Source organism: Pseudomonas sp. B3G-3 (genome assembly GCF_028640915.1).
In the GTDB taxonomy this organism is placed as follows: Bacteria; Pseudomonadota; Gammaproteobacteria; order Pseudomonadales; family Pseudomonadaceae; genus Aquipseudomonas; species Aquipseudomonas chlororaphis_I.
Genome location: NZ_JAQZAB010000120.1, coordinates 1 through 22279, shown reverse-complemented (window position 1 = coordinate 22279; position 22279 = coordinate 1). Strand labels below are relative to the sequence as shown.

Annotated in this window: 18 protein-coding genes; 10 read left to right on the top strand and 8 right to left on the bottom strand. The window is 63.7% G+C overall.

Going from position 1 to position 22279, the window contains the following annotated elements:
- Positions 1 to 10: 10 nt before the first annotated feature.
- From PVZ80_RS23985 to PVZ80_RS23975, 3 genes are all read right to left on the bottom strand, one after another.
- Positions 11 to 2044, bottom strand: coding sequence for an ABC transporter permease subunit (locus tag PVZ80_RS23985; RefSeq protein WP_273864692.1), 2034 nt, complete (start codon positions 2042 to 2044; stop codon positions 11 to 13).
- Positions 2045 to 2452: 408 nt separating this feature from the next.
- Positions 2453 to 3451, bottom strand: coding sequence for a phosphate ABC transporter substrate-binding protein PstS family protein (locus tag PVZ80_RS23980; protein WP_016703125.1), 999 nt, complete (start codon positions 3449 to 3451; stop codon positions 2453 to 2455).
- 243 nt (positions 3452 to 3694) lie between these two features.
- On the bottom strand, positions 3695 to 4993 hold the full coding sequence (locus PVZ80_RS23975) for an MFS transporter (protein WP_028683641.1): 1299 nt from the start codon (positions 4991 to 4993) through the stop codon (positions 3695 to 3697).
- A 388-nt stretch (positions 4994 to 5381) separates the two neighbouring features.
- Here PVZ80_RS23975 and PVZ80_RS23970 point away from each other — a divergent pair, with 388 nt between their 5' ends.
- Together PVZ80_RS23970 and PVZ80_RS23965 are read left to right on the top strand one after the other, a co-directional pair.
- A complete protein-coding gene (locus tag PVZ80_RS23970) occupies positions 5382 to 5786 on the top strand; it encodes an acyl-CoA thioesterase (RefSeq protein ID WP_003229628.1) in 405 nt (134 codons plus the stop codon).
- Positions 5787 to 5858: 72 nt separating this feature from the next.
- On the top strand, positions 5859 to 6758 hold the full coding sequence (locus tag PVZ80_RS23965) for a D-hexose-6-phosphate mutarotase (RefSeq protein WP_110176212.1): 900 nt from the start codon (positions 5859 to 5861) through the stop codon (positions 6756 to 6758).
- A gap of 140 nt (positions 6759 to 6898) precedes the next feature.
- Here PVZ80_RS23965 and PVZ80_RS23960 read toward each other — a convergent pair whose 3' ends face one another.
- From PVZ80_RS23960 to PVZ80_RS23940, 5 genes are all read right to left on the bottom strand, one after another.
- Complete coding sequence (locus PVZ80_RS23960) at positions 6899 to 7435, bottom strand: DUF3299 domain-containing protein (protein ID WP_150085976.1); 537 nt, start codon at positions 7433 to 7435, stop codon at positions 6899 to 6901.
- Between the two features lie 86 nt (positions 7436 to 7521).
- Entirely contained in the window at positions 7522 to 7767 is a 246-nt protein-coding gene (locus PVZ80_RS23955) for a GlsB/YeaQ/YmgE family stress response membrane protein (protein WP_007928514.1), read from the bottom strand.
- 107 nt (positions 7768 to 7874) lie between these two features.
- Positions 7875 to 8957 carry a 5-(carboxyamino)imidazole ribonucleotide synthase gene (locus PVZ80_RS23950; protein ID WP_053270200.1) on the bottom strand — a complete coding sequence of 361 codons (1083 nt, stop codon included), beginning with the start codon at positions 8955 to 8957 and terminating at the stop codon, positions 7875 to 7877.
- A gap of 11 nt (positions 8958 to 8968) precedes the next feature.
- Positions 8969 to 9460, bottom strand: coding sequence for a 5-(carboxyamino)imidazole ribonucleotide mutase (gene purE, locus PVZ80_RS23945; RefSeq protein ID WP_009051611.1), 492 nt, complete (start codon positions 9458 to 9460; stop codon positions 8969 to 8971).
- A gap of 393 nt (positions 9461 to 9853) precedes the next feature.
- Positions 9854 to 10771: a LysR substrate-binding domain-containing protein gene (locus tag PVZ80_RS23940; RefSeq protein ID WP_009041373.1), complete on the bottom strand. Its 918-nt coding sequence runs from the start codon at positions 10769 to 10771 to the stop codon at positions 9854 to 9856.
- 181 nt (positions 10772 to 10952) lie between these two features.
- On the opposite strand from PVZ80_RS23940, the gene aspA reads away from it, so the two are divergent.
- The 8 genes from aspA to PVZ80_RS23900 all read left to right on the top strand — a co-directional run.
- The gene (aspA, locus tag PVZ80_RS23935) at positions 10953 to 12377 is read left to right on the top strand and encodes an aspartate ammonia-lyase (protein ID WP_007928510.1); all 1425 of its coding nucleotides are present in this window, start codon (positions 10953 to 10955) and stop codon (positions 12375 to 12377) included.
- A gap of 523 nt (positions 12378 to 12900) precedes the next feature.
- Positions 12901 to 13626: a hypothetical protein gene (locus PVZ80_RS23930; RefSeq protein WP_273864670.1), complete on the top strand. Its 726-nt coding sequence runs from the start codon at positions 12901 to 12903 to the stop codon at positions 13624 to 13626.
- A 676-nt stretch (positions 13627 to 14302) separates the two neighbouring features.
- Positions 14303 to 15748, top strand: a complete 1446-nt coding sequence (locus tag PVZ80_RS23925) for an alanine/glycine:cation symporter family protein (RefSeq protein WP_016704014.1) — start codon at positions 14303 to 14305, stop codon at positions 15746 to 15748.
- A gap of 99 nt (positions 15749 to 15847) precedes the next feature.
- Positions 15848 to 16852, top strand: coding sequence for an asparaginase (locus PVZ80_RS23920; RefSeq protein WP_016704013.1), 1005 nt, complete (start codon positions 15848 to 15850; stop codon positions 16850 to 16852).
- A gap of 195 nt (positions 16853 to 17047) precedes the next feature.
- Entirely contained in the window at positions 17048 to 18040 is a 993-nt protein-coding gene (locus PVZ80_RS23915; RefSeq protein ID WP_273864669.1) for an AraC family transcriptional regulator, read from the top strand.
- A 71-nt stretch (positions 18041 to 18111) separates the two neighbouring features.
- Complete coding sequence (locus PVZ80_RS23910) at positions 18112 to 20028, top strand: ankyrin repeat domain-containing protein (RefSeq protein WP_273864668.1); 1917 nt, start codon at positions 18112 to 18114, stop codon at positions 20026 to 20028.
- A gap of 162 nt (positions 20029 to 20190) precedes the next feature.
- Positions 20191 to 21222, top strand: a complete 1032-nt coding sequence (locus PVZ80_RS23905; RefSeq protein ID WP_009051617.1) for a histone deacetylase family protein — start codon at positions 20191 to 20193, stop codon at positions 21220 to 21222.
- Between the two features lie 14 nt (positions 21223 to 21236).
- Positions 21237 to 22279: polyamine ABC transporter substrate-binding protein (locus PVZ80_RS23900; RefSeq protein ID WP_273864667.1), on the top strand; the 1043-nt coding region annotated here is incomplete at its 3' end.

Below are 22279 nucleotides of genomic sequence, written 5' to 3'. Positions count from 1 at the left end.
TCTACCTTTCTTAAAGCGACGAGTATTTCTTGCGCAGACGCTGACGGATCAGCTCGGCGAGGGTGTTCATGACGAAGGTGAACAGCAGCAGCACCAGCGCCGAGAGGAACAGCACGCGGTAGTGGCTGCCGCCGACTTCCGACTCCGGCATTTCCACCGCGACGTTGGCCGCCAGGGTGCGCAGGCCTTCGAACAGGTTCATTTCCATGACCGGGGTGTTGCCGGTGGCCATCAGCACGATCATGGTTTCGCCGACCGCGCGGCCCATGCCGATCATCAGCGCCGAGAAAATGCCCGGGCTGGCAGTGAGGATCACCACGCGGGTCATGGTCTGCCACGGGGTCGCGCCCAGGGCCAGGGAGCCCAGGGTCAGGCCGCGCGGCACGCTGAACACGGCGTCCTCGGCGATCGAGTAGATGTTCGGGATCACCGCGAAGCCCATGGCCAGGCCGACCACCAGGGCGTTGCGCTGGTCGTAGGTGATGCCCAGGTCGTGGGAGATCCACATGCGCATGTCGCCGCCGAAGAACCAGTTCTCCATGAACGGGCTCATGTACAGCGAGAACCAGCCCACCAGGATGATCATCGGGATCAGGATCGCGCTTTCCCAGCCGTCCGGCACCTTGAGGCGCACCGACTCGGGCAGGCGGCTGAAGACGAAACCGGCCACCAGGATGCCGATCGGCAGCAGCATCAGCAGGCTGAAGATGCCCGGCAGATGGCCTTCGACATAAGGCGCGAGGAACAGGCCGGCGAAGAAGCCGAGGATCACCGTCGGCATCGCTTCCATCAGCTCGATCACCGGCTTGACCTTGCGGCGCATGCCCGGGGCCATGAAGTAAGCGGTGTAGATCGCCGCGGCGACCGCCAGCGGCGCCGCCAGCAGCATTGCGTAGAACGCTGCCTTGAGGGTACCGAAGGTCAGGGGCGAGAGGCTCAGCTTGGGTTCAAAGTCGGTGTTGGCCGCGGTCGATTGCCAGACGTATTTAGGCTCGTCGTAGTTCTCGTACCAGACCTTGCTCCACAGCGCGCTCCAGGACACTTCCGGGTGCGGGTTGTCGAGCACCAGCGGTTGCAGCTTGCCGCCGGCTTCGACGATTACCCGGTTGGCCCGTGGCGACAGGCCGAACAGGCCTTCGCCCTCGACCACCTGGTCCACCAGCAGGGTGCGGTGCGCGGTGCTGTGGAACACGCCGAGCTTGCCCGAGGCGTCCAGCGCGACGAAGCCTTTGCGGCGCTCTTCGGCGGTGATTTCGATGATCGGCGTGGTGCCCATCTGGAAGGTGCGGATCTGCTTCAGGCGCAGTTCGCCGTCCGGATCGCGGGCCATGAACCACTGGGCCAGGCCGCCCTTGGAGGTACCGATGATCAGCGAGATGCCGCCCACCAGCTGGGTGCTGGCCGTCACTTCGGCATTGGCATCCTCCAGCAGCTTGTAGCGACCGTTGAGGCTCTTGTCGCGCAGGCTGAACACGTCGGCCTGGGCACGCCCGTTGATCACGTACAGCCACTGTTGGCGCGGGTCGATGTACATGGCCTTGACCGGTTCGGTCATCTGCGGCAGCTCGATGCGGTTCTGCTCGCTGGTGACCTCGCCGGTCATCATGTTTTCTTCGCGGGTCAGCTGCAGCACGTGCAGTTGCGCGCCGCTGGAACCGGCCACCACCAGCGCCGAATCGGTGGCGTTGAGGTTGACGTGCTCCAGGGCACCGCCCTGCTCGTTCAGCACGATCGGGGTTTCACCGTAGGGGTATTCGATGGCCGGCGAGATGGTCTTCTTGCCGTCCGGGTAGCTGACCTTATAGGTGTGACGGAACACCAGCGCCTGGCCGTTGGACAGGCCAACCACCACCAGCGGGCTGCCCGGCTGATCCTTGCCGATGGCGGTCACGGTGGCGCCAGCCGGGATCGGCAGGTCGACGCGACGCAGCTCGGCACCGTTGTCGATGTCGAAGAACAGCGCCTGGCCCTTGTCGGAAACCCGCATGCCGACCTGGTTCTGCTCTTCCAAGGAGAACATCAGCGGCTTGCCGGCGTCCTGCATCCAGGCCGGGGTCAGCGGGTCCTTGGCGGTCAGGTCGGCGCCCTGGAACAGGGGCAGCACGACATAGGCGAGGAAGAAGAAGATCAAGGTGATCGCGGCCAGCACGGCCAGACCGCCGACGAGGACGTACCAACGGGTCAGGCGATCTTTCAGCGCACGGATGCGGCGCTTGCGTTGCAGCTCAGGCGTATTGAAGTCAATGCGCTTGGGGGGAGAAGTCGGAGTCATGGTGGAGTTGGCCAGATCATTCATGCGCACACCCTAGCGATCCTGTATGACAGAAAGATGACAATGCAGTGACGCAACAAATCCGCCGCGTAGCAGAGCTGGCAGCGGATCGAAAATGGGGGGTGTAGGAGCGAGCCCGCTCGCTCCTACAAGGTCCGGGACTGGCCCGGACCTAGGGTGTTACTTCTTTACGACTGCAGAGCCTTCCTGCAGGCCCAGGTCAGCCAGTGCCTTGGCGGCGACTTTGGCTGGCAGTGGGATGTAGCCGTCTTTCACCACGACTTCCTGGCCCTGTTTCGACAGAACCAGTTTCACGAACTCGGCTTCCAGCGGGGCCAGAGGCTTGTTCGGGGCCTTGTTGATGTACACGTACAGGAAGCGGGACAGCGGGTACTTGCCGTTCAGGGCGTTTTCTTCGGTGTCTTCGATGAAGTCGCTGCTGCCTTTCTTGGCCAGGGCCACGGTCTTCACGCTGGCGGTCTTGTAGCCGATGCCCGAGTAGCCGATGCCGTTCAGCGAGGAACTGATGGACTGGACCACCGAAGCCGAACCTGGCTGTTCGTTGACGTTAGGCTTGTAGTCGCCTTTGCACAGGGCTTCTTCCTTGAAGTAGCCGTAGGTGCCGGATACCGAGTTACGACCGAACAGCTGGACCGGCTTGTTGGCCAGGTCGCCGGTCACGCCCAGGTCGCCCCAGGTCTTGACGTCGGCTTTGGCGCCGCACAGGCGGGTCGAGGAGAAGATCGCGTCAACCTGTTCCATGGTCAGGTGCTGGATCGGGTTGTCCTTGTGCACGAACACCGCCAGGGCGTCCACGGCAACCGGGATGGCGGTTGGCTTGTAGCCGTACTTCTGCTCGAAGGCCGCCAGTTCGGTGTCCTTCATCTTGCGGCTCATCGGGCCCAGGTTGGAGGTGCCTTCGGTTAGCGCAGGTGGCGCGGTGGCGGAGCCAGCGGCCTGAATCTGGATGTTTACGTTCGGGTATTCTTTCTTGTAGTGCTCGGCCCACAGGGTCATGAGGTTGGCCAGGGTATCGGAGCCGACGCTGGACAGGTTGCCCGACACACCAGTGGTCTTGGTGTAGCTCGGGATAGCAGGGTCAACAGCGGCAACCGCGTGGGCAGTCGCAACGCCAGCAGCGACAAAAGTCATTGCCGCCATCAAACGCTTCAGTTTCATGCCTTACTCCTAGCAGATAGGGTGTGTTAAGTCGGGCCAAGTATCTGTAGGCCGTGTGAACACTCTATGGCTGAAATATGACAATTAGATGAAAGGCCAGCATTCGCGATGGAAGGCTGGCCTTTCTTTATAGAGGGTTTTGTAGCCGCTGCCGAAGGCTGCGATCGACCCGAAGGGTCGCGGCGATCGTCAGCGTGCAGAAGGGCCTGCGACCTTGCGGCAGCGGCTACAGGATGGCCCGGATCAGCGATCCTTTTTCCACAGGTACAGGCCGACCAGGATCCCGATGCTGCAAATAATTGCAACATAATAGGCCGGACCCATCGGGCTCTCCTTGAGCAGTGCGGTCACCACCATCGGCGTCAGGCCACCGAAGATCGCGTAGGCCAGGTTGTAGGAGAACGACAGGCCGCTGAAGCGCACCACCGCCGGGAACGCCTTGACCATCACATAAGGCACCGCGCCGATGGTGCCCACCAGCAGGCCGGTCAGCGCGTACAGCGGGAACAGCCAGTCCGGGTGATCCAGCAGGCTGTGGTAGAAGGTCCAGGAAGTCGCCAGCAGCAGCGCACTGCCGAATACGAACACCCGGCCCGCGCCAAAACGGTCGGCCAGCGCACCGGACGCCACGCACCCCAGGCTGAGGAACACGATCGCCAGGCTGTTGGCCTGCAACGCGGTGGTCGGGCTGAAGTGATAGACCGTCTGCAATACGGTCGGGGTCATCAGGATCACCACGATGATCCCGGCGGACAGCAGCCAGGTCAGCAGCATCGAGAGAATGATCGCGCTGCGGTGGTCGCGCAGCACTGCGCGCAGCGGCACTTCCTCGGCCAGGGCCTTGCGCAGTTGCAGCTCGGCGAACACCGGGGTTTCGTGCAGCCAGCGGCGCAAGTACACCGAGAACAGACCGAACACGCCGCCCAACAGGAAAGGAATCCGCCAGGCGTAATCGGCGACTTCGCCCGGGGTGTAGATGCTGTTGATCGCGGTGGCCACCAGCGAACCCAGGAGGATGCCGGCGGTCAGGCCCGAGGTCAGGGTGCCGCAGGCGTAGCCGATATGCCGCTGCGGTACATGCTCGGAAACGAACACCCAGGCGCCCGGCACTTCACCGCCGATGGCCGCACCCTGGATCACCCGCATCAGCAGCAACAGGATCGGCGCCCACATGCCGATCTGCGCGTAGGTCGGCAGCAGGCCCATGATCAGGGTCGGCACCGCCATCATGAAAATACTCAGGGTGAACATCTTCTTGCGCCCGAGCAGGTCGCCGAAGTGCGCCATGACGATCCCGCCCAGGGGCCGGGCCAGGTAGCCGGCGGCGAAGATCCCGAAGGTCTGCATCAGGCGCAGCCACTCGGGCATGTCCGCCGGGAAGAACAGCTTGCCGACCACCGTGGCGAAGAACACGAAAATGATGAAATCGTAGAACTCCAGCGCGCCGCCCAAAGCGGACAGCGACAGGGTCTTGTAGTCATTGCGGGTCAACGGACGAGCCGGTTGCGCGGGCTGCGCGACGCTCGAAGGCACAGTGGTCATGGCAAGGGCTTCTCTTATAGTCGGTTCTGGAAGCCGCAACAGCGCTGGTTGTGGCCTGGCAGGTTCGGCACGATAGCAAATTGTTCGAAAAAGCACATAGATGTGCACAATTGACAGTCAAAATCAGAACCGGATGGTCGTCGCGGAGCCTGTCGACCGATATACTCGCAGGCATTGGAGCAAAGCCGCCCCGGCAAGGGTTGCTGTGCGAAAACGCCGCTGGGCGCCCCAGGCGCCGACTCGGCCAGCCGGTTTCGCAGAGTTTCCCTTTAGTACGCCTTACGAAGAACGTGACGAACGTAGTATGTTCGGGCTGAATCGTTTTTCCTCAAGACGGCTATTCACCTGAAGTACCAATGAAGAGTCACGGGTCAGAGGCACCCCCGGCATGATAGAGCTCGAACAAGAAGATCCGATCCCGCAAGGCGACCTGGCCCTGCAAATCACCGCGCTTCCCCGCGAAACCAACGGCTTTGGCGATATTTTCGGCGGCTGGCTGGTGGCCCAGATGGATCTGGCGGGCACCGCCATGGCCAGTCGCGTGGCCGGCGGACGTGTCGCCACCGTCGCCATCGACCGCATGGCATTCCTGGTGCCGGTAGCGGTCGGCGCGCAGCTTTCCTTTTATACCCAGACCCTGGAAATCGGACGCAGCTCGATCCAGATGATGGTCGAGGTCTGGAGCGACGATCCGTTGTCCAGCGAATGGCGCAAGGTCACCGAGGCGGTGTTCGTGTTCGTTGCCATCGACGGCAGCGGCCGCACCCGCTCGGTTCCGCCCAGAGCCCGCTAAATTCGGCGAGGGTTAAACCCGGCGGCTGTTACGTGGTCCATAGCAGCCCTGCTTTTGAACGAGAACAGCACCATGCCTACCCCTCACGTTGAAACGGTGAAACTGGATGAACTGAACTGCTGGCGCATCCGCCACGGTCAGGCCGAACTGCTGGTGGCCCAGCAAGGCGCGCACATCCTCAGCTATCAATTGGCCGGGCAACCGCCGCTGATCTGGCTCAACGACGAGGCCGTGTTCAAGACCGGCAAAAGCATTCGCGCCGGCGTTCCGGTGTGCTGGCCGTGGTTTGGCAATTTCGCGCGCAACCCGCAAAGCGTCCAGGCCATGCGCCAGAGCAGCGAGCCAGCCGGAGCCCACGGCCTGGTCCGCGCCACCGACTGGGAACTGCTGGGCATCCAGAGCGAAGGCGAAAGCCTGCTGGTGGAACTGCAACTGCCGATCCCCGAAGGTGGGCTGCCAGGCTGGCCGCATCAGGTCGAGCTGAAGCTGAGCATCCGTCTCGACGACCAGCTGCACATCAACCTCACCAGCCACAACCTGGGCGACGACAGCGTCACCATCAGCCAGGCGCTGCACAGCTACTTCGCGGTCAGCGATGTGCGCAAGGTGCATGTCGAAGGGCTGGATGGCCTGAACTACATCGAGACCCTGGATGACTGGAAGACCCGGCAGCAGTCCGGCGACCTGCATTTCACCGGCGAGACCGACCGCATCTACCTCGATCCACCACCACAGCTGAGCATCGTCGACCCGGCCTGGGAGCGACGCATCCAGCTGACCAGCAACGGCTCGCGCTCGGCGGTGATCTGGAACCCGTGGATCGCCCGCGCCGAGCAGTTCAGCGACATGGCCAACGATGGCTGGCAACGCATGCTGTGCATCGAGACCGCCAACGTGATGGATGACGTGGTGACCCTGGCGCCGGGCGCCAGTCATACCCTGGGTGTGAGCGTTACCAGCGTGCCGCTGTAACGCCAGGTTCTTTCTGCGCGAGCAGTCGGGTCGAGGCTCGATTGCTCGCGATGAATGACCCACATTGATTCAGTGAAACCGCGTAATCGTTGACGTCCATCGCGAGCAAGCTTCGCTCCTACAGAAGCAAGTATTGCGCCTTACAGATCCGACTCCTGCACCACCCGCACTTTCTGTGCATCCAGCGCATAGGCCGCGTCGGCCAGGTCGTTGCTGACCGTCTCGATCTTCAGGTGGCCGGTCACCCACAGCGGCGTGTAGATATCGTCCAGCTTCACGCCCTTGGGGAAACGCACCAGCACCAGCTGGTTGGGCGGCGGTGGCGGCACATGGATGCAGGCGCCCGGGTAAGGCACGAGGAAAAACAGGGTGCTGCGCCCCTTGGCGTCGGACTCCAGCGGCACCGGATACCCCCCGATGCGGATGTCCTTGCCGTTCATGGCCGGCACGGTCTTGGTCGAATACATCACCGCCGGCAACCCCTTGCTCTGCTTCAGGCCGCCCTTTTCGGTAAAGGTGCCATTGGCTTCGGGGGAGTTGTGATCGATTTCCGGCATTTGCTCGAGGGCTTTCTGGTCCGACTTGGGCATCAGTTCGAGCCAGTCGGTTTCCGGCAGTTCGCCGGCATGGACCAGGCCTGAGCCCAGCAGAACAAGAGTCAACAGAAGACGGCGCATGGAGGAGCTCGGCAAGAAAGGGACAAGACAACGCCGGGCATTCTAGCCCTCTCTACCTGCGCAGCAGAGAGGGCTTTGTCGCTAAATCAGTTCTTTTTGACCAGGCCGTAGATCACCAGCAGCACGACCGCGCCAACCAGCGCGCCGATGAAGCCCGCGCCCTGGCCCGCCTGGTAGATGCCCAGGGCCTGGCCGCCGTAGGTGGCCGCCAGCGAACCGCCGATACCGAGCAGGATGGTCATGATCCAGCCCATGCTGTCATCGCCCGGTTTCAGGAAGCGAGCCAGCAGGCCAACGATCAAGCCGATAAAGATGGTTCCAATAATTCCCATGGCATTTCCCTCTGTATGAGTTAGGTATGCCAAAGCCTAGTTAGCGCATTGGCATCCTGCCATCAGAGAACGGCGGCCCCGATTGGTTCCACCGCAGCCCCAGGAAGTTATTCGGCGATCAACGCTTCGACCTTGAGGATCTGCGCCTCGAGGGTTGCCTTGTCCTTGCAGCGCAAGTTGGCGTGACCGACCTTGCGCCCGACCTTGAAGGCCTTGCCGTAGTGATGCAGGTGGCAATCGTCGATGGCGATGACCTTCTCCACCGCCGGCACTTCGCCGATGAAGTTGATCATCGCGCTCTCGCCGACCTTGGCGGTCGAACCCAGCGGCAGGCCGGCGACGGCCCGCAGGTGGTTTTCGAACTGGCTGCACTCGGCGCCTTCGGTGGTCCAGTGCCCGGAGTTGTGCACCCGCGGTGCGATCTCGTTGGCCTTGAGGCCACCGTCGACTTCAAAGAACTCGAACGCCATCACACCGACGTAGTCCAGCTGCTTGAGCACGCGGCTGGAGTAGTCTTCGGCCAGGGCCTGCAGCGGGTGATTGCTGCTGGCCACGGACAGCTTGAGGATGCCGCTGTGGTGGGTGTTGTGCACCAGCGGGTAGAAGCGGGTTTCGCCATCGCGGGCGCGCACGGCGATCAGCGAGACTTCGCCGGTGAACGGCACGAAGCCCTCCAGCAGGCAGGCCACGCTGCCCAGCTCGGCAAAGGTGCCGACCACGTCTTCAGGGCCGCGCAGGACTTTCTGGCCCTTGCCGTCGTAACCCAGGGTGCGGGTTTTCAGCACGGCCGGCAGGCCGATGCTGGCCACGGCGGCTTCCAGGTCGGCTTGCGACTGGATGTCGGCGAACGCCGGGGTGGGAATCCCCAGGTCCTTGAACATGCTCTTCTCGAACCAGCGATCGCGAGCGATGCGCAGGGCTTCGGCGCTCGGGTAGACCGGGACGAACTGCGACAGGAAGGCCACGGTTTCCGCCGGCACGCTTTCGAACTCGAAGGTCACCAGGTCCACTTCGTCAGCCAGCTGGCGCAGGTGATCCTGATCGCCGTAATCGGCTCGCAGGTGTTCGCCCAGGGCAGCGGCACAGGCATCTGGCGCCGGGTCGAGGAAAGCGAAGTTCATCCCCAGCGGAGTGCCCGCCAGAGCCAACATGCGACCCAGCTGGCCGCCACCGATTACACCGATCTTCATCGTCAAAAACCTCAGGCGACGCGTGGGTCTGGATTGTCCAGGACGCTGTCTGTCTGCTCAGCGCGGAATTTTTTCAGCACGGTATGAAATTGCGGATGCTTGGCGCCGAGGATGCTCGCCGACAGCAGCGCGGCGTTGATCGCGCCGGCCTTGCCGATGGCCAGGGTGGCGACCGGAATGCCCGCGGGCATCTGCACGATGGAGAGCAGCGAGTCCACGCCCGAGAGCATCGACGACTGCACCGGAACGCCCAGCACCGGCAGGTGGGTCTTGGCCGCACACATGCCTGGCAGGTGGGCCGCGCCACCGGCACCGGCGATGATCACCTCGATGCCACGCGATTCGGCCTCTTCGGCGTACTGGAACAGCAGGTCCGGGGTGCGGTGGGCAGAGACCACTTTCACCTCGTAAGGGATGCCGAGCTTTTCCAGCATATCGGCGGTGTGGCTAAGGGTGGACCAATCGGACTTGGAGCCCATGATCACGCCAACCAGTGCACTCATCGTCGTGCCTCTTCTCTCTGGGCGCCCGCAGGCGCGTCAAAAAACAACAAGCCACGCAGAGTGCGTGGCTTGATTGTACGAATTATGGCCGGGCAAACCGGCCGAAGGCCGCGCAGTATACCGAAAAAGGCGAGTTAAACGCACTTTTGCCGACCATCTGTCATACATCATGTTTCAGGCGCAAAGCGGCGGTTTTATTGACTTCGGGGTCAGTCAGCATGGGCCAGGATCGTTGCCAGATTCCTGTAGCCGCTGCCGCAGGCTGCGATCGACGGCGAAGCCGGCGCAAAGGCGGTATTCCCAATCCTTCAGACAGACCGCGTCGCCAGGTTTTGCGCCCCCTGCGACGGAGTGCCGCCCAGAGCGAGCGCAGCCTTCGGCAGCGGCTACAGGTCAGGTGTTGCCTGTGCCCTGCGCCGCGCCACCTTCCAGCTTGCGCCACAGCAACCGGACGTTGGCCTTGCGCACCAGGGCGCAGCGGTACAGGCGGATCTCCAGCGGCACATGCCATTGCGCGCCGCCGCAGACCACCAGTTCGCCGCGGGCCAGTTCGGCGCGTACGCTCAGGTGCGGCACCCAGGCAATCCCCAGGCCTTCCAGGGCCATGCTCTTGAGGCTGTCGGCCATGGCGGTTTCATACACCGTGGTGAACCGCAGGTTGCGCTGGCGCAGCAGCTGGTTCACCGAACGCCCGAGAAACGCCCCGGCGCTGTACGCCAGCAGCGGCACGCTGGCCTCGCCTTCCAGGTCGAACAACGGCTTGCCGGCGGCATCCGCCGCGCACACCGGCAGCATCTCGGTCTGCCCCAGGTGCAGCGAAGGAAAAATTTCCGGGTCCATCTGCATCGCCGAATCCGGGTCGTAGAAGGCCAGCATCAGGTCGCAGCCGCCTTCGCGCAGGGCATGCACGGCATCGCCGACGTTGGTCGCCACCAGCCGCGTGGCGATGTTCAAGCCTTCGTTACGCAACTGTGCGATCCAGCGCGGGAAGAAGCCCAGGGCCAGGGAGTGCGCCGCGGCGACCTGCATCACTTCGCCCTGCCCGCCTTCGAGGTGATGCAAGTGCCGCAGCACTTCACCCAGTTGCTCGACCACCGTGCGCGCGGTCACCAGGAACAGCTGCCCCGCCGCCGTCAGTTCGATCGGCGTGCGCGAGCGGTTGACCAGGGTCAGCCCCAGCGCCGCTTCCAGGCTGCGGATCCGCCGACTGAAGGCCGGCTGGGTCACGAAGCGCCGTTCGGCGGCCTGCGAAAAGCTGCGGGTCGCGGCCAGGGCACTGAAGTCCTCGAGCCATTTGCTTTCCAGATTCATCACGTCCTCCCGGGGAGCGCACCATTTTAGGTCACACGCTTGCCATGCAAGCGGCGTCACATGGGCATTATGCCGTTTATGCATAGGCCAGTGTTTAACAGCATTGGCCCAAATTTTCCCACAGGCCTAGGATTCGCAGCGTTCCGGCACAGACCGGGTCCATATCGAGATGATTTCTATCATGTCCTCCGCTGCATCTTTCCGCACAGAAAAAGACCTGCTTGGCGTACTCGAAGTACCTGCTCAAGCGTATTACGGCATCCAGACCCTGCGAGCGGTGAACAACTTCCGCCTCTCCGGCGTTCCGATTTCGCACTACCCAAAACTGGTCGTGGCCCTGGCAATGGTCAAGCAGGCAGCTGCTGACGCCAACCGCGAGCTGGGTCACCTGAGCGAAGCCAAGCACGCTGCCATCAGCGAAGCCTGTGCTCGTCTGATCCGCGGCGATTTCCACGAAGAATTCGTGGTGGACATGATTCAAGGCGGCGCTGGCACTTCGACCAACATGAATGCCAACGAAGTCATCGCCAACATCGCGCTGGAGGCCATGGGCCACAGCAAGGGCGAATACCAGTACCTGCACCCGAACAACGACGTGAACATGGCGCAGTCGACCAACGACGCCTACCCGACCGCGATCCGCCTGGGTCTGCTGCTGGGCCACGACGCGCTGCTGGCCAGCCTCGACAGCCTGATCCAGTCGTTCGCCGCCAAGGGTGAAGAATTCAGCCACGTCCTGAAGATGGGTCGTACCCAGCTGCAAGACGCCGTGCCAATGACCCTGGGTCAAGAGTTCCGTGCCTTCGCCACCACCCTGAGCGAAGACCTGGCCCGCCTGAAGACCCTGGCGCCTGAAGTGCTGACCGAAGTGAACCTGGGCGGTACCGCCATCGGTACCGGCATCAACGCCGACCCGCGTTACCAGGCCCTGGCCGTTCAGCGCCTGGCCACCATCAGCGGCCAGCCGCTGGTACCGGCCGCCGACCTGATCGAAGCCACCTCCGACATGGGCGCCTTCGTGCTGTTCTCCGGCATGCTCAAGCGCACCGCGGTCAAGCTGTCGAAGATCTGCAACGACCTGCGCCTGCTGTCCAGCGGCCCACGCACCGGGATCAACGAGATCAACCTGCCAGCGCGTCAGCCAGGCAGCTCGATCATGCCCGGCAAGGTCAACCCGGTGATCCCGGAAGCGGTCAACCAGGTGGCGTTCCAGATCATCGGCAACGACCTGGCCCTGACCATCGCGGCCGAAGGCGGCCAGCTGCAACTGAACGTGATGGAGCCGCTGATCGCCTTCAAGATCTTCGACTCGATCCGCCTGCTGCAACGCGCCATGGACATGCTGCGCGAGCACTGCATCACCGGCATCACCGCCAACGAGCAGCGCTGCCGCGAACTGGTCGAGCACTCGATCGGCCTGGTCACCGCGCTGAACCCGTACATCGGCTATGAAAACGCCACCCGTATCGCCCGCATCGCCCTGGAAAGCGGCCGCGGCGTACTGGAACTGGTGCGTGAAGAAGGCTTGCTCGACGACGCCATGCTCGCCGACATCCTGCGCCCGGAAAACATGATTGCCCCGCGTCTGGTCCCGCTCAAAGCCTGACCAACGCCCGCCCTGGCCACAGGGCACCGCTCACCAGGTCGAGGGACTAGACACCTCTCACCTTTTGAGGGCTTGGAGACTCTTCTCCAAGCCCTTTTTTTTGCCTGCTGGAAACGGCCTGCCGTTTTCCCATCGATGCTCTTTGCCCTTGAAATCGCCACGCCCGCTTCGTCGGAGTGCCGCCCAAGCCGATCGCAGCCTGCGGCAGCGGCTACACCAACGAGCGTCATCAGCATTAAGATCGCCGCATCCCTCCGACCGATCACAACCCGCGACACCATCGATCCTGGATCGACATTGGCCCGTAGCCGCTGCCGAGCCTGCGAGGCTGCGATCGCTCTGGGCGGCACTCCGCCGCAGGGGCCGCAAAACCTGACAGTACAATCTGCCTGGCAAACCGACTCAACGGTCTCGGCAGGCCGTTTTCCTTACCTGGCAAACCACTCGTTTCAAACAAGCACACTCCCCCAACGCGGAGGATAATCGGCCTCCCGCCCAATCAGACACCGAGGCACCGCCGTCGATGGACCCGACGCAAATCCAGGCCATACAGCAACTGCGCAGCTTGATCCCCGTGGGCCTGCGCCATGCCCAGGCCTTGCTCGAACGCTGCGCAGGCAACCCCCAGCAGGCCGCCGAGCACTACAAGAACGAGCTGCTGCAGGTGCTGGCGAGTAAGTCCGGGCTGCCCCTGGAGCAAGTCCGGGAGCCGCTGCACAACGCCGGTTATGACCTGGGCCGCGCCTTGAGCGCTATTGAAGAAGCGCGCTTCACCCTGACCCAGCGCATCCTGCGTAAACATCACCGAGACAAGGGCCGGGCCCTGGACCTGATCGCCCAGGCCATAGAAGTCGCCGAGCAGCTACAACGACAGTACTGGCTGGCCTTCGAACAGCTGGAACGACTGGCACCGGCGCCGCGCTGCTTCATGGTGCTCCACGAGTGGCTGGCCTTTGAGGGCTGGGAAGGCTTTGACAGTGCCCTGCACTTTCACCTGCCCCAGGTCATCGCCCAATTCCGGCACCTGCAACTGGATGCCCTGGCGGACACCCTGGAACAGGCCGACCAGCGACAGAAACACCTGAGGGCGAGCCATGCCGGGAGCGACAGCCCGAGCGCTCTGGCGGTGCGGGTCAATCAGGATCCGCTCTTCAACGGCTACCAGGACGCCTACAACCGCTACCGGCCGCAGCTCGACGAGCGCCTGTTCGAGTGGGTGGAACAGCATGTACCGCAGTTTCCAGCCTGAGCTGCGAGCGGCCGGGCTTTGCCCAAACCGCGAGATTGCCGCCCTCATCCGAACAGGGACATCGGGTTCAGCCCCATCTGCTGGACCTTAGCCCGCTACGTAATAGCTATGTAACCGTTACGTAATCGCTACGTAATCGTTGCCAGGCACAGGCTGTATGAACGGTATGTAACCGCTGCGTAGCCGCTGCCGAGCTTGCGAGGCTGCGATCGGTACCGCAGGGACCGTAATCCAGGCGCTGCAGCACATCGGCCGAATCGCACTGGCAGGTTTTGCAACCGTTTCGCAGACTCGCGACAGCCGCAAAGCGGCGCTCCAACATCCCCACCGCATCATCGTCGCCCCCCATCACAGCCCATCGGCCGCGCCTGCGAAAGCGCGCCGAGGCGCTCGCGCAAGAACCGATTCAGCCCCTTTCCCCGCCTGCCGTTCCTCGGCTCGACACGCAACATGCAGACGGCAGGCGCGCGCACCGGTATAGTGCGCCCCCTCTTCACGTGGGCAGCCGTCGGTAACGAGGCTCAACCTCACGGGGAACCCGAACTAATAACAACCCGCGAATTGGAACCGGGACGAACACTCGCCCCACCTGTCGTGCTGCCTGCGCGACGGTGTGTAACGCGATGTTTCGGACCGCCCAGCTTCTGCCTTTACAAAAAACAGCGAGGAATACTCCATGCTCGAAGTCATCAACGACTTCCTCTCAGGGAAAGTACTGATCGTGCTCATTGTCGGGCTCGGTAGCTACTTCACGATCCGCTCGCGTTTCGTTCAATTGCGCCACTTCTTCCACATGTTCGCGGTGTTCCGCGACAGCCTCAAAGGCAGCGCCGGACAACTCAGCTCGTTCCAGGCCCTGATGCTCAGCCTTGCCGGCCGCGTCGGTGCAGGCAACATCGCCGGGGTCGGCATCGCCGTGACCCTCGGTGGTCCGGGTGCGGTGTTCTGGATGTGGGTGACCGCACTGGTCGGCATGTCCAGCAGCTTCTTCGAATGCACCCTGGCCCAGGTCTACAAGCGCGCCGATGGCGACGGCCTGTACCGTGGCGGCCCGGCTTACTACATCCAGCACGGCCTCAAGCTCAAAGGCATGGCGGTGGTGTTCTCGATCCTGCTGCTGGTCACCTACGGCTTCGCCTTCATTGGCCTGCAGTCCTACACCGTGACCCACTCGCTGCAGAACGCCTTTGCTTTTGACCCGCAACACACCGGTATCGTCCTGGCAGTGCTGCTGGCCATCACCTTCATCGGCGGCATCAAGCGCATCGCCTCGGTGTCCGACCTGTTGGTACCGATCAAGACCCTGGCCTATATCGGCGTGACCCTGTACGTGATCGGCACCCAGATCGAACACGTGCCAGCCATGCTGGAAACCATCTTCAAAAGCGCCTTCGGTCTCGACCCGGCCTTCGGCGGCCTGCTCGGCAGCGCCATCATCATGGGCGTGAAGCGTGGCGTGTTCGCCAACGAAGCGGGCCTGGGCAGTGCGCCGAACGTCGCCGCCGTGGCCGCCGTGAAGCACCCCGGCGCCCAAGGTGTGGTCCAGGCCTTCAGCGTGTTCCTCGACACCTTCGTGATCTGCACCTGCACCGCGCTGCTGATCCTGCTGTCGGGCTTCTACACCCCGGGATTCGAAGGTGACGGCATCGTCCTGACCCAGAACTCGCTGGCCGCCGTGGTCGGTGACTGGGGCCGCATGTTCGTCAGCGTCGCGCTGTCGCTGTTCGTCTTCACTTGCATCCTCTACAACTACTACCTGGGCGAGAACAGCCTGCAGTTCCTCACCCGCAACCGCGCTGCGCTGATGACTTTCCGCGGCCTGGTGCTGGCGCTGGTGGTCTGGGGTTCGATGCAGGACCTTTCGACCGTGTTCGCCTTCGCCGACATCACCATGACCTGCCTGGCCTTCGTCAACCTGGTAGCGCTGGCCATGCTGTTCAAGGTCGGCCTGCGCGTAATGCGCGACTACGACGAGCAGCGCCGCGCCGGCGTCGACCAGCCTGTGTTCGACTCCAGCAAATTTCCCGATCTGGACCTGGACCTGAAGGCCTGGCCGACCAGCCCGTCGGTTGCTGTCAAGGCTGACGCTCAGCCGCAAGGCATTCCCGCAGCGCAACGCTGATCGGGTAAAAACCGGGCGCATGTCTTGCGCCCGACGTGACACTCCCTGCGGTCGGCGTCATGCTCGACCGCACGCTGTCATCGTTCCGGAGACTCCCCAATGAATGCCAACACCTATCCTGCCGCGCAGAACGTCATGGTGCTCTACACCGGCGGCACCATCGGCATGCAGGCCAGCGCCCATGGCCTGGCCCCGGCCTCGGGTTTCGAGGCGCGGATGCGCGACTACCTGCACAGCCAGCCCGAGCTGGTGGTGCCCAACTGGCGCTTTCGCGAGATGGCGCCGCTGATCGACAGCGCCAACATGACCCCCGCCTACTGGCAGCGCCTGCGCGAAGCCGTGGTCGATGCGGTCGACGTGCAGGGCTGCGACAGCGTGTTGATCCTGCACGGCACCGACACCCTGGCCTACAGCGCCGCGGCCATGAGCTTCCAACTGCTGGGCCTGCATGCCCGTGTAGTGTTCACCGGCTCGATGCTGCCGGCCGGCGTGACCGACAGCGATGCCTGGGAAAACCTCGGTGGCGCGCTGGTCGCCCTCGGCCAGGGCCTGGCCCCGGGCGTGCACCTGTACTTCCACGGCGAACTGCTGGCGCCGACCCGTTGCGCGAAAATCCGCAGCTTCGGCCGTCATCCGTTCGCGGCGTTGCAGCGCCAGGGCGGCGCAGCCAAGGCAACGTCGATTCCGCCGCAGCTGGATTACCGCCAGGGCAAGCAACTGGCCAGGGTCGGCGTATTGCCGCTGGTGCCGGGGATCGCCGCCGAACAGCTCGACGCCCTGCTGGGCAGCGGCCTCCAGGCGCTGGTACTGGAGTGCTTCGGCAGCGGCACCGGGCCGAGCGACAACCCGCAGTTCCTGGCCAGCCTGCAACGCGCTCGGGAACAGGGCATCGTGGTCGTGGCCATCACCCAATGCCATGAAGGCGGCGTGGAGCTGGACATCTACGAAGCCGGCAGCCGCCTGCGCGGCGTCGGCGTGCTGTCCGGCGGCGGCATGACCCGCGAAGCGGCGTTCGGCAAGCTCAACGCCCTGCTCGGCGCCGGCCTGGACACCGCCGAAGTGCGGCGCCTGGTGGAGCTGGACCTGTGCGGTGAGCTGAGCTGACAACGCGTCATCGTTCACCTTCATCGCGAGCAAGCTCGCTCCTACAGAAGCTCCACAGCCCTTTGTAGGAGCGAGCTTGCTCGCGATAGCCGCAACGCGGCGATCCAACAACCGCCCCACACCATCATTGGCGTTCGCCGCAGGCGCGGCATACAAATTGCTCCGTTTTCAGCATCCCCCGGGCTGGAAACGGACATGCTGCATTCCCACCTCACCACCCTCAACGCCGTCTCGCTGGTGCTCAATACCTTCAAGGACCAAGGCCAGGACAGCGAAGCGCTGCTGGCTGGCAGCGGCATCAACGCCGCCGACCTGAGCCGCGCCGACACCCGCATCACCACCAACCAGGAAATGCTGGTGTGCGCCAACGCCGTGGCCCTGCGACGGGATATCGGCCTGGAGCTGGGCCGGCGCATGCACGTTTCCAGCTACGGCATGCTCGGTTATGCCCTGCTCACCAGTGCCACCTTAGGTGACGCTTTGCGCCTGGCGCTGCGTTATCCGGCGCTGTTGGGAACACTTTTCGAGCTGAGCCTGGAAGCGGACGGCGAGCTGATCTGGCTGACCGCCGCGGATTACCGCGAGAACCCGGCGCTGGCGACCTTCAATATCGAGTTCTGCCTGGTGTCGCTGAAGGTCATCTGCGACGACCTGCTGAGCCATCCGCTGCCCTTGCGCGGCGCCCGCTTCGACTACCCCGCGCCCGATTACCAGAGCCGCTACGCCGAGCGCTTCGACTGCCCGCTGCAATTCGATGCGCTCTCCAATGCCTTCGCCTTCGACCGGCGCTGGCTCGAGCAGCCGCTGCCCCTGGCGGACGCCATCACCCACCAGGCCATGGCCGAACGCTGCCGCAAGCAGAACACCGAATTCACCGGGCGCCAGGCCTGGCTGGGACGCATCCGCCAGCTGCTGGCGGCGCAACTGGACGCCGCGCCGGGCCTGGAAGGCCTGGCCGAACAGATGAACTGCTCGGCCCGCACCCTGCGCCGGCACCTCAAGGACCTGGGTTGCAGCTATCAGGAACTGCTCGACGAGCTGCGCTTCGAGCGGGCCAAGCAAATGCTCTGCGAGGACGACTTGCCGATCTACCGCATCGCCGAGGCCCTGGGCTTCAGCGAAACCGCAAGCTTCCGCCATGCCTTCGTGCGCTGGAGCGGCGTCGCCCCCAGCCAGTTCCGGCCCTGACACAAACCCCGGCATAAAGCCGCCGATTGCATTACATTGCCGGCCTTTCATACCGGCAAGGGACTGCAATCTTGAAACTCTTCACAGGCACTGTTGCCAGGCACAACCGCTTTTACGGGATCTGCCTGACGCTGCTGATGCTCACTGTCGCACCCGCCGCCCAGGCATTCGACCTGGACCTGGCCAAGATCAAATGGTGGCAAGTCTCCCGCGGCATTGTCCTGGACGAACCGGAAACCGCCACCCTGCAGATCAAGCCGTTCCCCCTGCCCGGCCTTGCGCAGCTTCCGGCGCGGATCGTGCTCAGCCAGTACCGCGGGCTGTTTTATCTCAACGCCTATCAGGACGCGCAGTACCAGCAGCGCATCTACAAGTCGCCGCCCTTGCCGTTGTTCAGCCCCGAGGAGCTGCGGGCCTGCGTCTCGCCGGACGACCCGATCCAGGTCTCGGACAACTGGCCGCCCAGCAATCAACTCGAAGTCGGGCTGAGCCTGACGCCCTTGAGCTTCAACTGCATCAGCCCGGACTGGCAGCTCAGCCAACGTTATCTGTTGATCGACCAACGTTATCCACAACAGCCGATGCTGGCCATCAGTCACCGCCGCGACCTGACCCAGATGGACTTCACCCCATTGCAACCGATCGGTAGCGAGATCGAGCAACAGTGGCTGTATGCCCTGCAGCGCTTTCCCCAGTGGTTCCGCCCCTTCAGCAGCGGCACGGGGCCGATCACCTTCAATGCCTATTCGCCACCGGCCACGGCGGACGACGTCTGGACCCAGTTCCGCGAGCTCCACGAGCAACTGCGCAAAGCCAAGGACAAGGCGCCGGGCATCCGCCAGGTGGAAGGTTTCTTCGCCGCCCATGACTTTCGCACCATCGCCCAGGACCGCAGCGAGTACCCGGGCCTGCTCAACGACATCGCCTACTGGACCAGCGAGGCCGGCCAGTTGAAAACCGCCCGCCCCTGGCTGCTGGAGGTGCTGCGCCGGGAACCCGGGCGCATGCCGACCTACCTCAACCTGGCCGACCTGGACTGGGCCCAGTTCGAACAACGACCGCTGGACAACATCCACCAGGGCCGTGCCATCGAGCGCTATCGGCTGTATTGCGGCATGCGCCTGCAACGCCAATTGAGCGTGCCGCCGCGGGTATTGCAGCGTTTGGGCCTGAAGTCCGCCAACCCGCAGGCGTGCCAGGGCTTCTGGCCGCTGGTGGCCGCCGTGGATGCCGGCGACGAAGCCGAAGTCCGGCGCTTGCTGGCCGGTGGCGTCAGCGGCGAAGTCATGGCCGATGACGGGCGCAGCGCGCTGCTGCACGCCCTGGACGCGCCAAACCTGGAGATCGCCCGACTGCTGCTGGCCCACGGCGCCCATACCAGCGGCCAGTACAAATGGACCACCCTGGCCCTGCAGGCCATGGAGCGCGACCTCAAGGACAGCCCCGACCTGAACCAGGGCGGGCGCCTGAAGTTCCTGCTGGAGGCCGGCGTCGCCATCGACGAGCAAAACAGCCGGGGCTACACCCCGCTGCTGCAACTGGCCGAGCAGCAACGCAACCTCGAAGGCTTCACCTGGCTGCTGCAACACCCGCAGAACCTCGAACTGCGGACCGTGAATGACAACGAAACCGCACTGTACCGGGCCTTCTGGGGCAACAATTACGCGGCCATGAGGCTGCTGATAGATGCCGGCGCCAACCTCAACCTGAGCTACGGTCGTGGCACCTGCCATGACCAGCCCATGGGCCAGAGCCTGCTGATGTTCGTCGCCGACAAGACCTCCGCCGACGACAAGTCGCCCACTGTCAGCCAGCAGGAGACCCTGGACATGTTCACCCTGCTGCTGGAAAAAGGCGCCGATCCCGATGTCGGCCAGCGTTGCGAGAAAAAGGGTCGCGTCCTGCTGTTGGATATCATTGCCCGGAAAAAACGCGAGGACATGCTCCAGGTGCTGCAGCGCTTCATTCAAGTACCGTCCGCAAGCTGAACCCGCTGGCGCCCCGCAATGGGGTGCCGTGCTGCGTCAGGGGGGCGAATTTCGGTCAAACGTTTTGGCCATATCGATCCCCTTTTGGCCGCTCCTGCCGTTCTCCAAAAAGCCTGGCGCCGCAAGACTGTGAGCACCGAACCAGCCTGCGGAGAACAAGAAATGCTGACGATCTACTCGGACGATCACCACCTGCACCACGGCCGCTGCGAACTGATCGACGGGCAACTGATGCCCTGCTTCGAAATGCCGTCGCGCGCCGACCACGTGCTGGACCGCGTGAAATATCGCAACCTGGGCCCGGTCGAGGCGCCCAGGGACTTCGGCCTGGGGCCGATCGAACGCATCCACAGCCGCGCCTACCTGGACTTTTTCAAGGGCGCCTGGGACCGCTGGGCGGCCCAGGGCATCGACGGCGACCTGCTGCCCTACACCTGGCCGGCGCGCACCCTGCGCAGCGTGATCCCCACCAGCCTGCACGGCCAGCTCGGCTACTACAGCTTCGACGGCGGCGCGCCGATCACCGCCGGCACCTGGCAGGCAGCCTACAGCGCCGCGCAAGTCGCCCTGACCGCCCAGGCGGTGATCCAGCGCGGCGCGCGCAGTGCCTTCGCCCTGTGCCGTCCGCCGGGACACCATGCCGCCGGCGACCTGATGGGCGGCTACTGCTACCTGAACAACGCGGCCATCGCCGCCCAGGCCTTCCTCGACCAGGGCCACAAGAAGGTCGCAATCCTCGACGTCGACTACCACCACGGCAACGGCACCCAGTCGATTTTCTACGCGCGCAACGACGTGCTGTTCACCTCGATCCATGGCCACCCGGAAGCCGAATTCCCGTTCTTCCTGGGCTATGCGGACGAGCTCGGCGAAGGCGCAGGGGTTGGCTTCAACTTCAACTACCCGCTGCCCGCCGGCAGCGGCTGGGACAGCTGGAGCGCGGCGCTGGAACAGGCCTGCGAGGAAATCCGCCGTTATGGCGCCGACATCGTGGTGGTGTCGCTGGGCGTGGACACCTTCAAGGACGACCCGATCTCGCAGTTCAAGCTCGACAGCCCGGACTACCTGGCCATGGGGCAACGCATCGCCGCCCTGGGCACGCCGACGCTGTTCGTCATGGAAGGCGGCTACGCGGTGGAAGAAATCGGCATCAATGCCGTGAACGTTCTCGAAGGCTTTCAAAGCGCCCAGTGAAGGAAACCCGCAACATGAACAGGCTCAAAAGCTATATCGCGCCCGCGCTCTGCGCGGCGCTGCTGGGCGGTGCCGCACAGGCTGAAGAACGTACCCTGCGTGTCTACAACTGGTTCGACTACATCACCCCCAAGGCCCTGGAAGACTTCAAGGCCGAGAACAGCCAGGTCAAGCTGGTCTACGACATCTTCGACACCAACGAGGCGCTGGAGGCCAAGCTGCTGACCGGCAACTCCGGCTACGACGTGGTGGTGCCGTCCAACGTGTTCCTCGCCAAGCAGATCGAGGCCGGGGTGTTCCAGCCGCTGGACCGTAGCAAGCTGCCGAACTGGAACCACCTCGATCCCAAGCTGATGAAGCTGATCGAAGCCAACGACCCGGGCAATAAGTTCGCCGTGCCCTACATGTACGGCACCATCCTGATCGGCTTCAACCCGGCCAAGGTCAAGGCCGCCCTCGGCGAGAACGCGCCGGTGGACAGCTGGGACCTGATCTTCAAGGAAGAGAACATCAGCAAGCTCAAGCAGTGCGGCGTGGCCCTGCTCGACTCGCCGTCGGAGATCCTGCCGCTGGCCCTGCAGCACCTGGGCCTGGACCCCAACAGCAAGCAGCCGGCGGACTACGCCAAGGCCGAAGCGCTGCTGCTGAAGATCCGCCCCTACGTCACCTACTTCCATTCGTCCAAGTACATGGCCGACATCGCCAACGGCGACATCTGCGTGGCGGTGGGGTATTCCGGCAGCTTCTCCCAGGCCGCCAACCGCGCCAAGGAAGCCAAGAACGGGGTGGTGGTGGACATGCGCCTGCCCAAGGAAGGGGCGCCGATCTGGTTCGACATGCTGGCGATCCCCAAAGGCGCGAAGAACCCGGACGATGCCTACACCTTCATCAACTACCTGCTGCAACCGAAGGTAATCGCCCCGGTCAGCGACTTCGTCGGCTACCCGAACCCGAACAAGGACGCCACCGAGCGGGTCGATCCGGCGATCCGCAACAACCCCAACCTGTACCCGACCGACGCGGCGATGAGCACGCTGTACACCTTGCAGCCGCTACC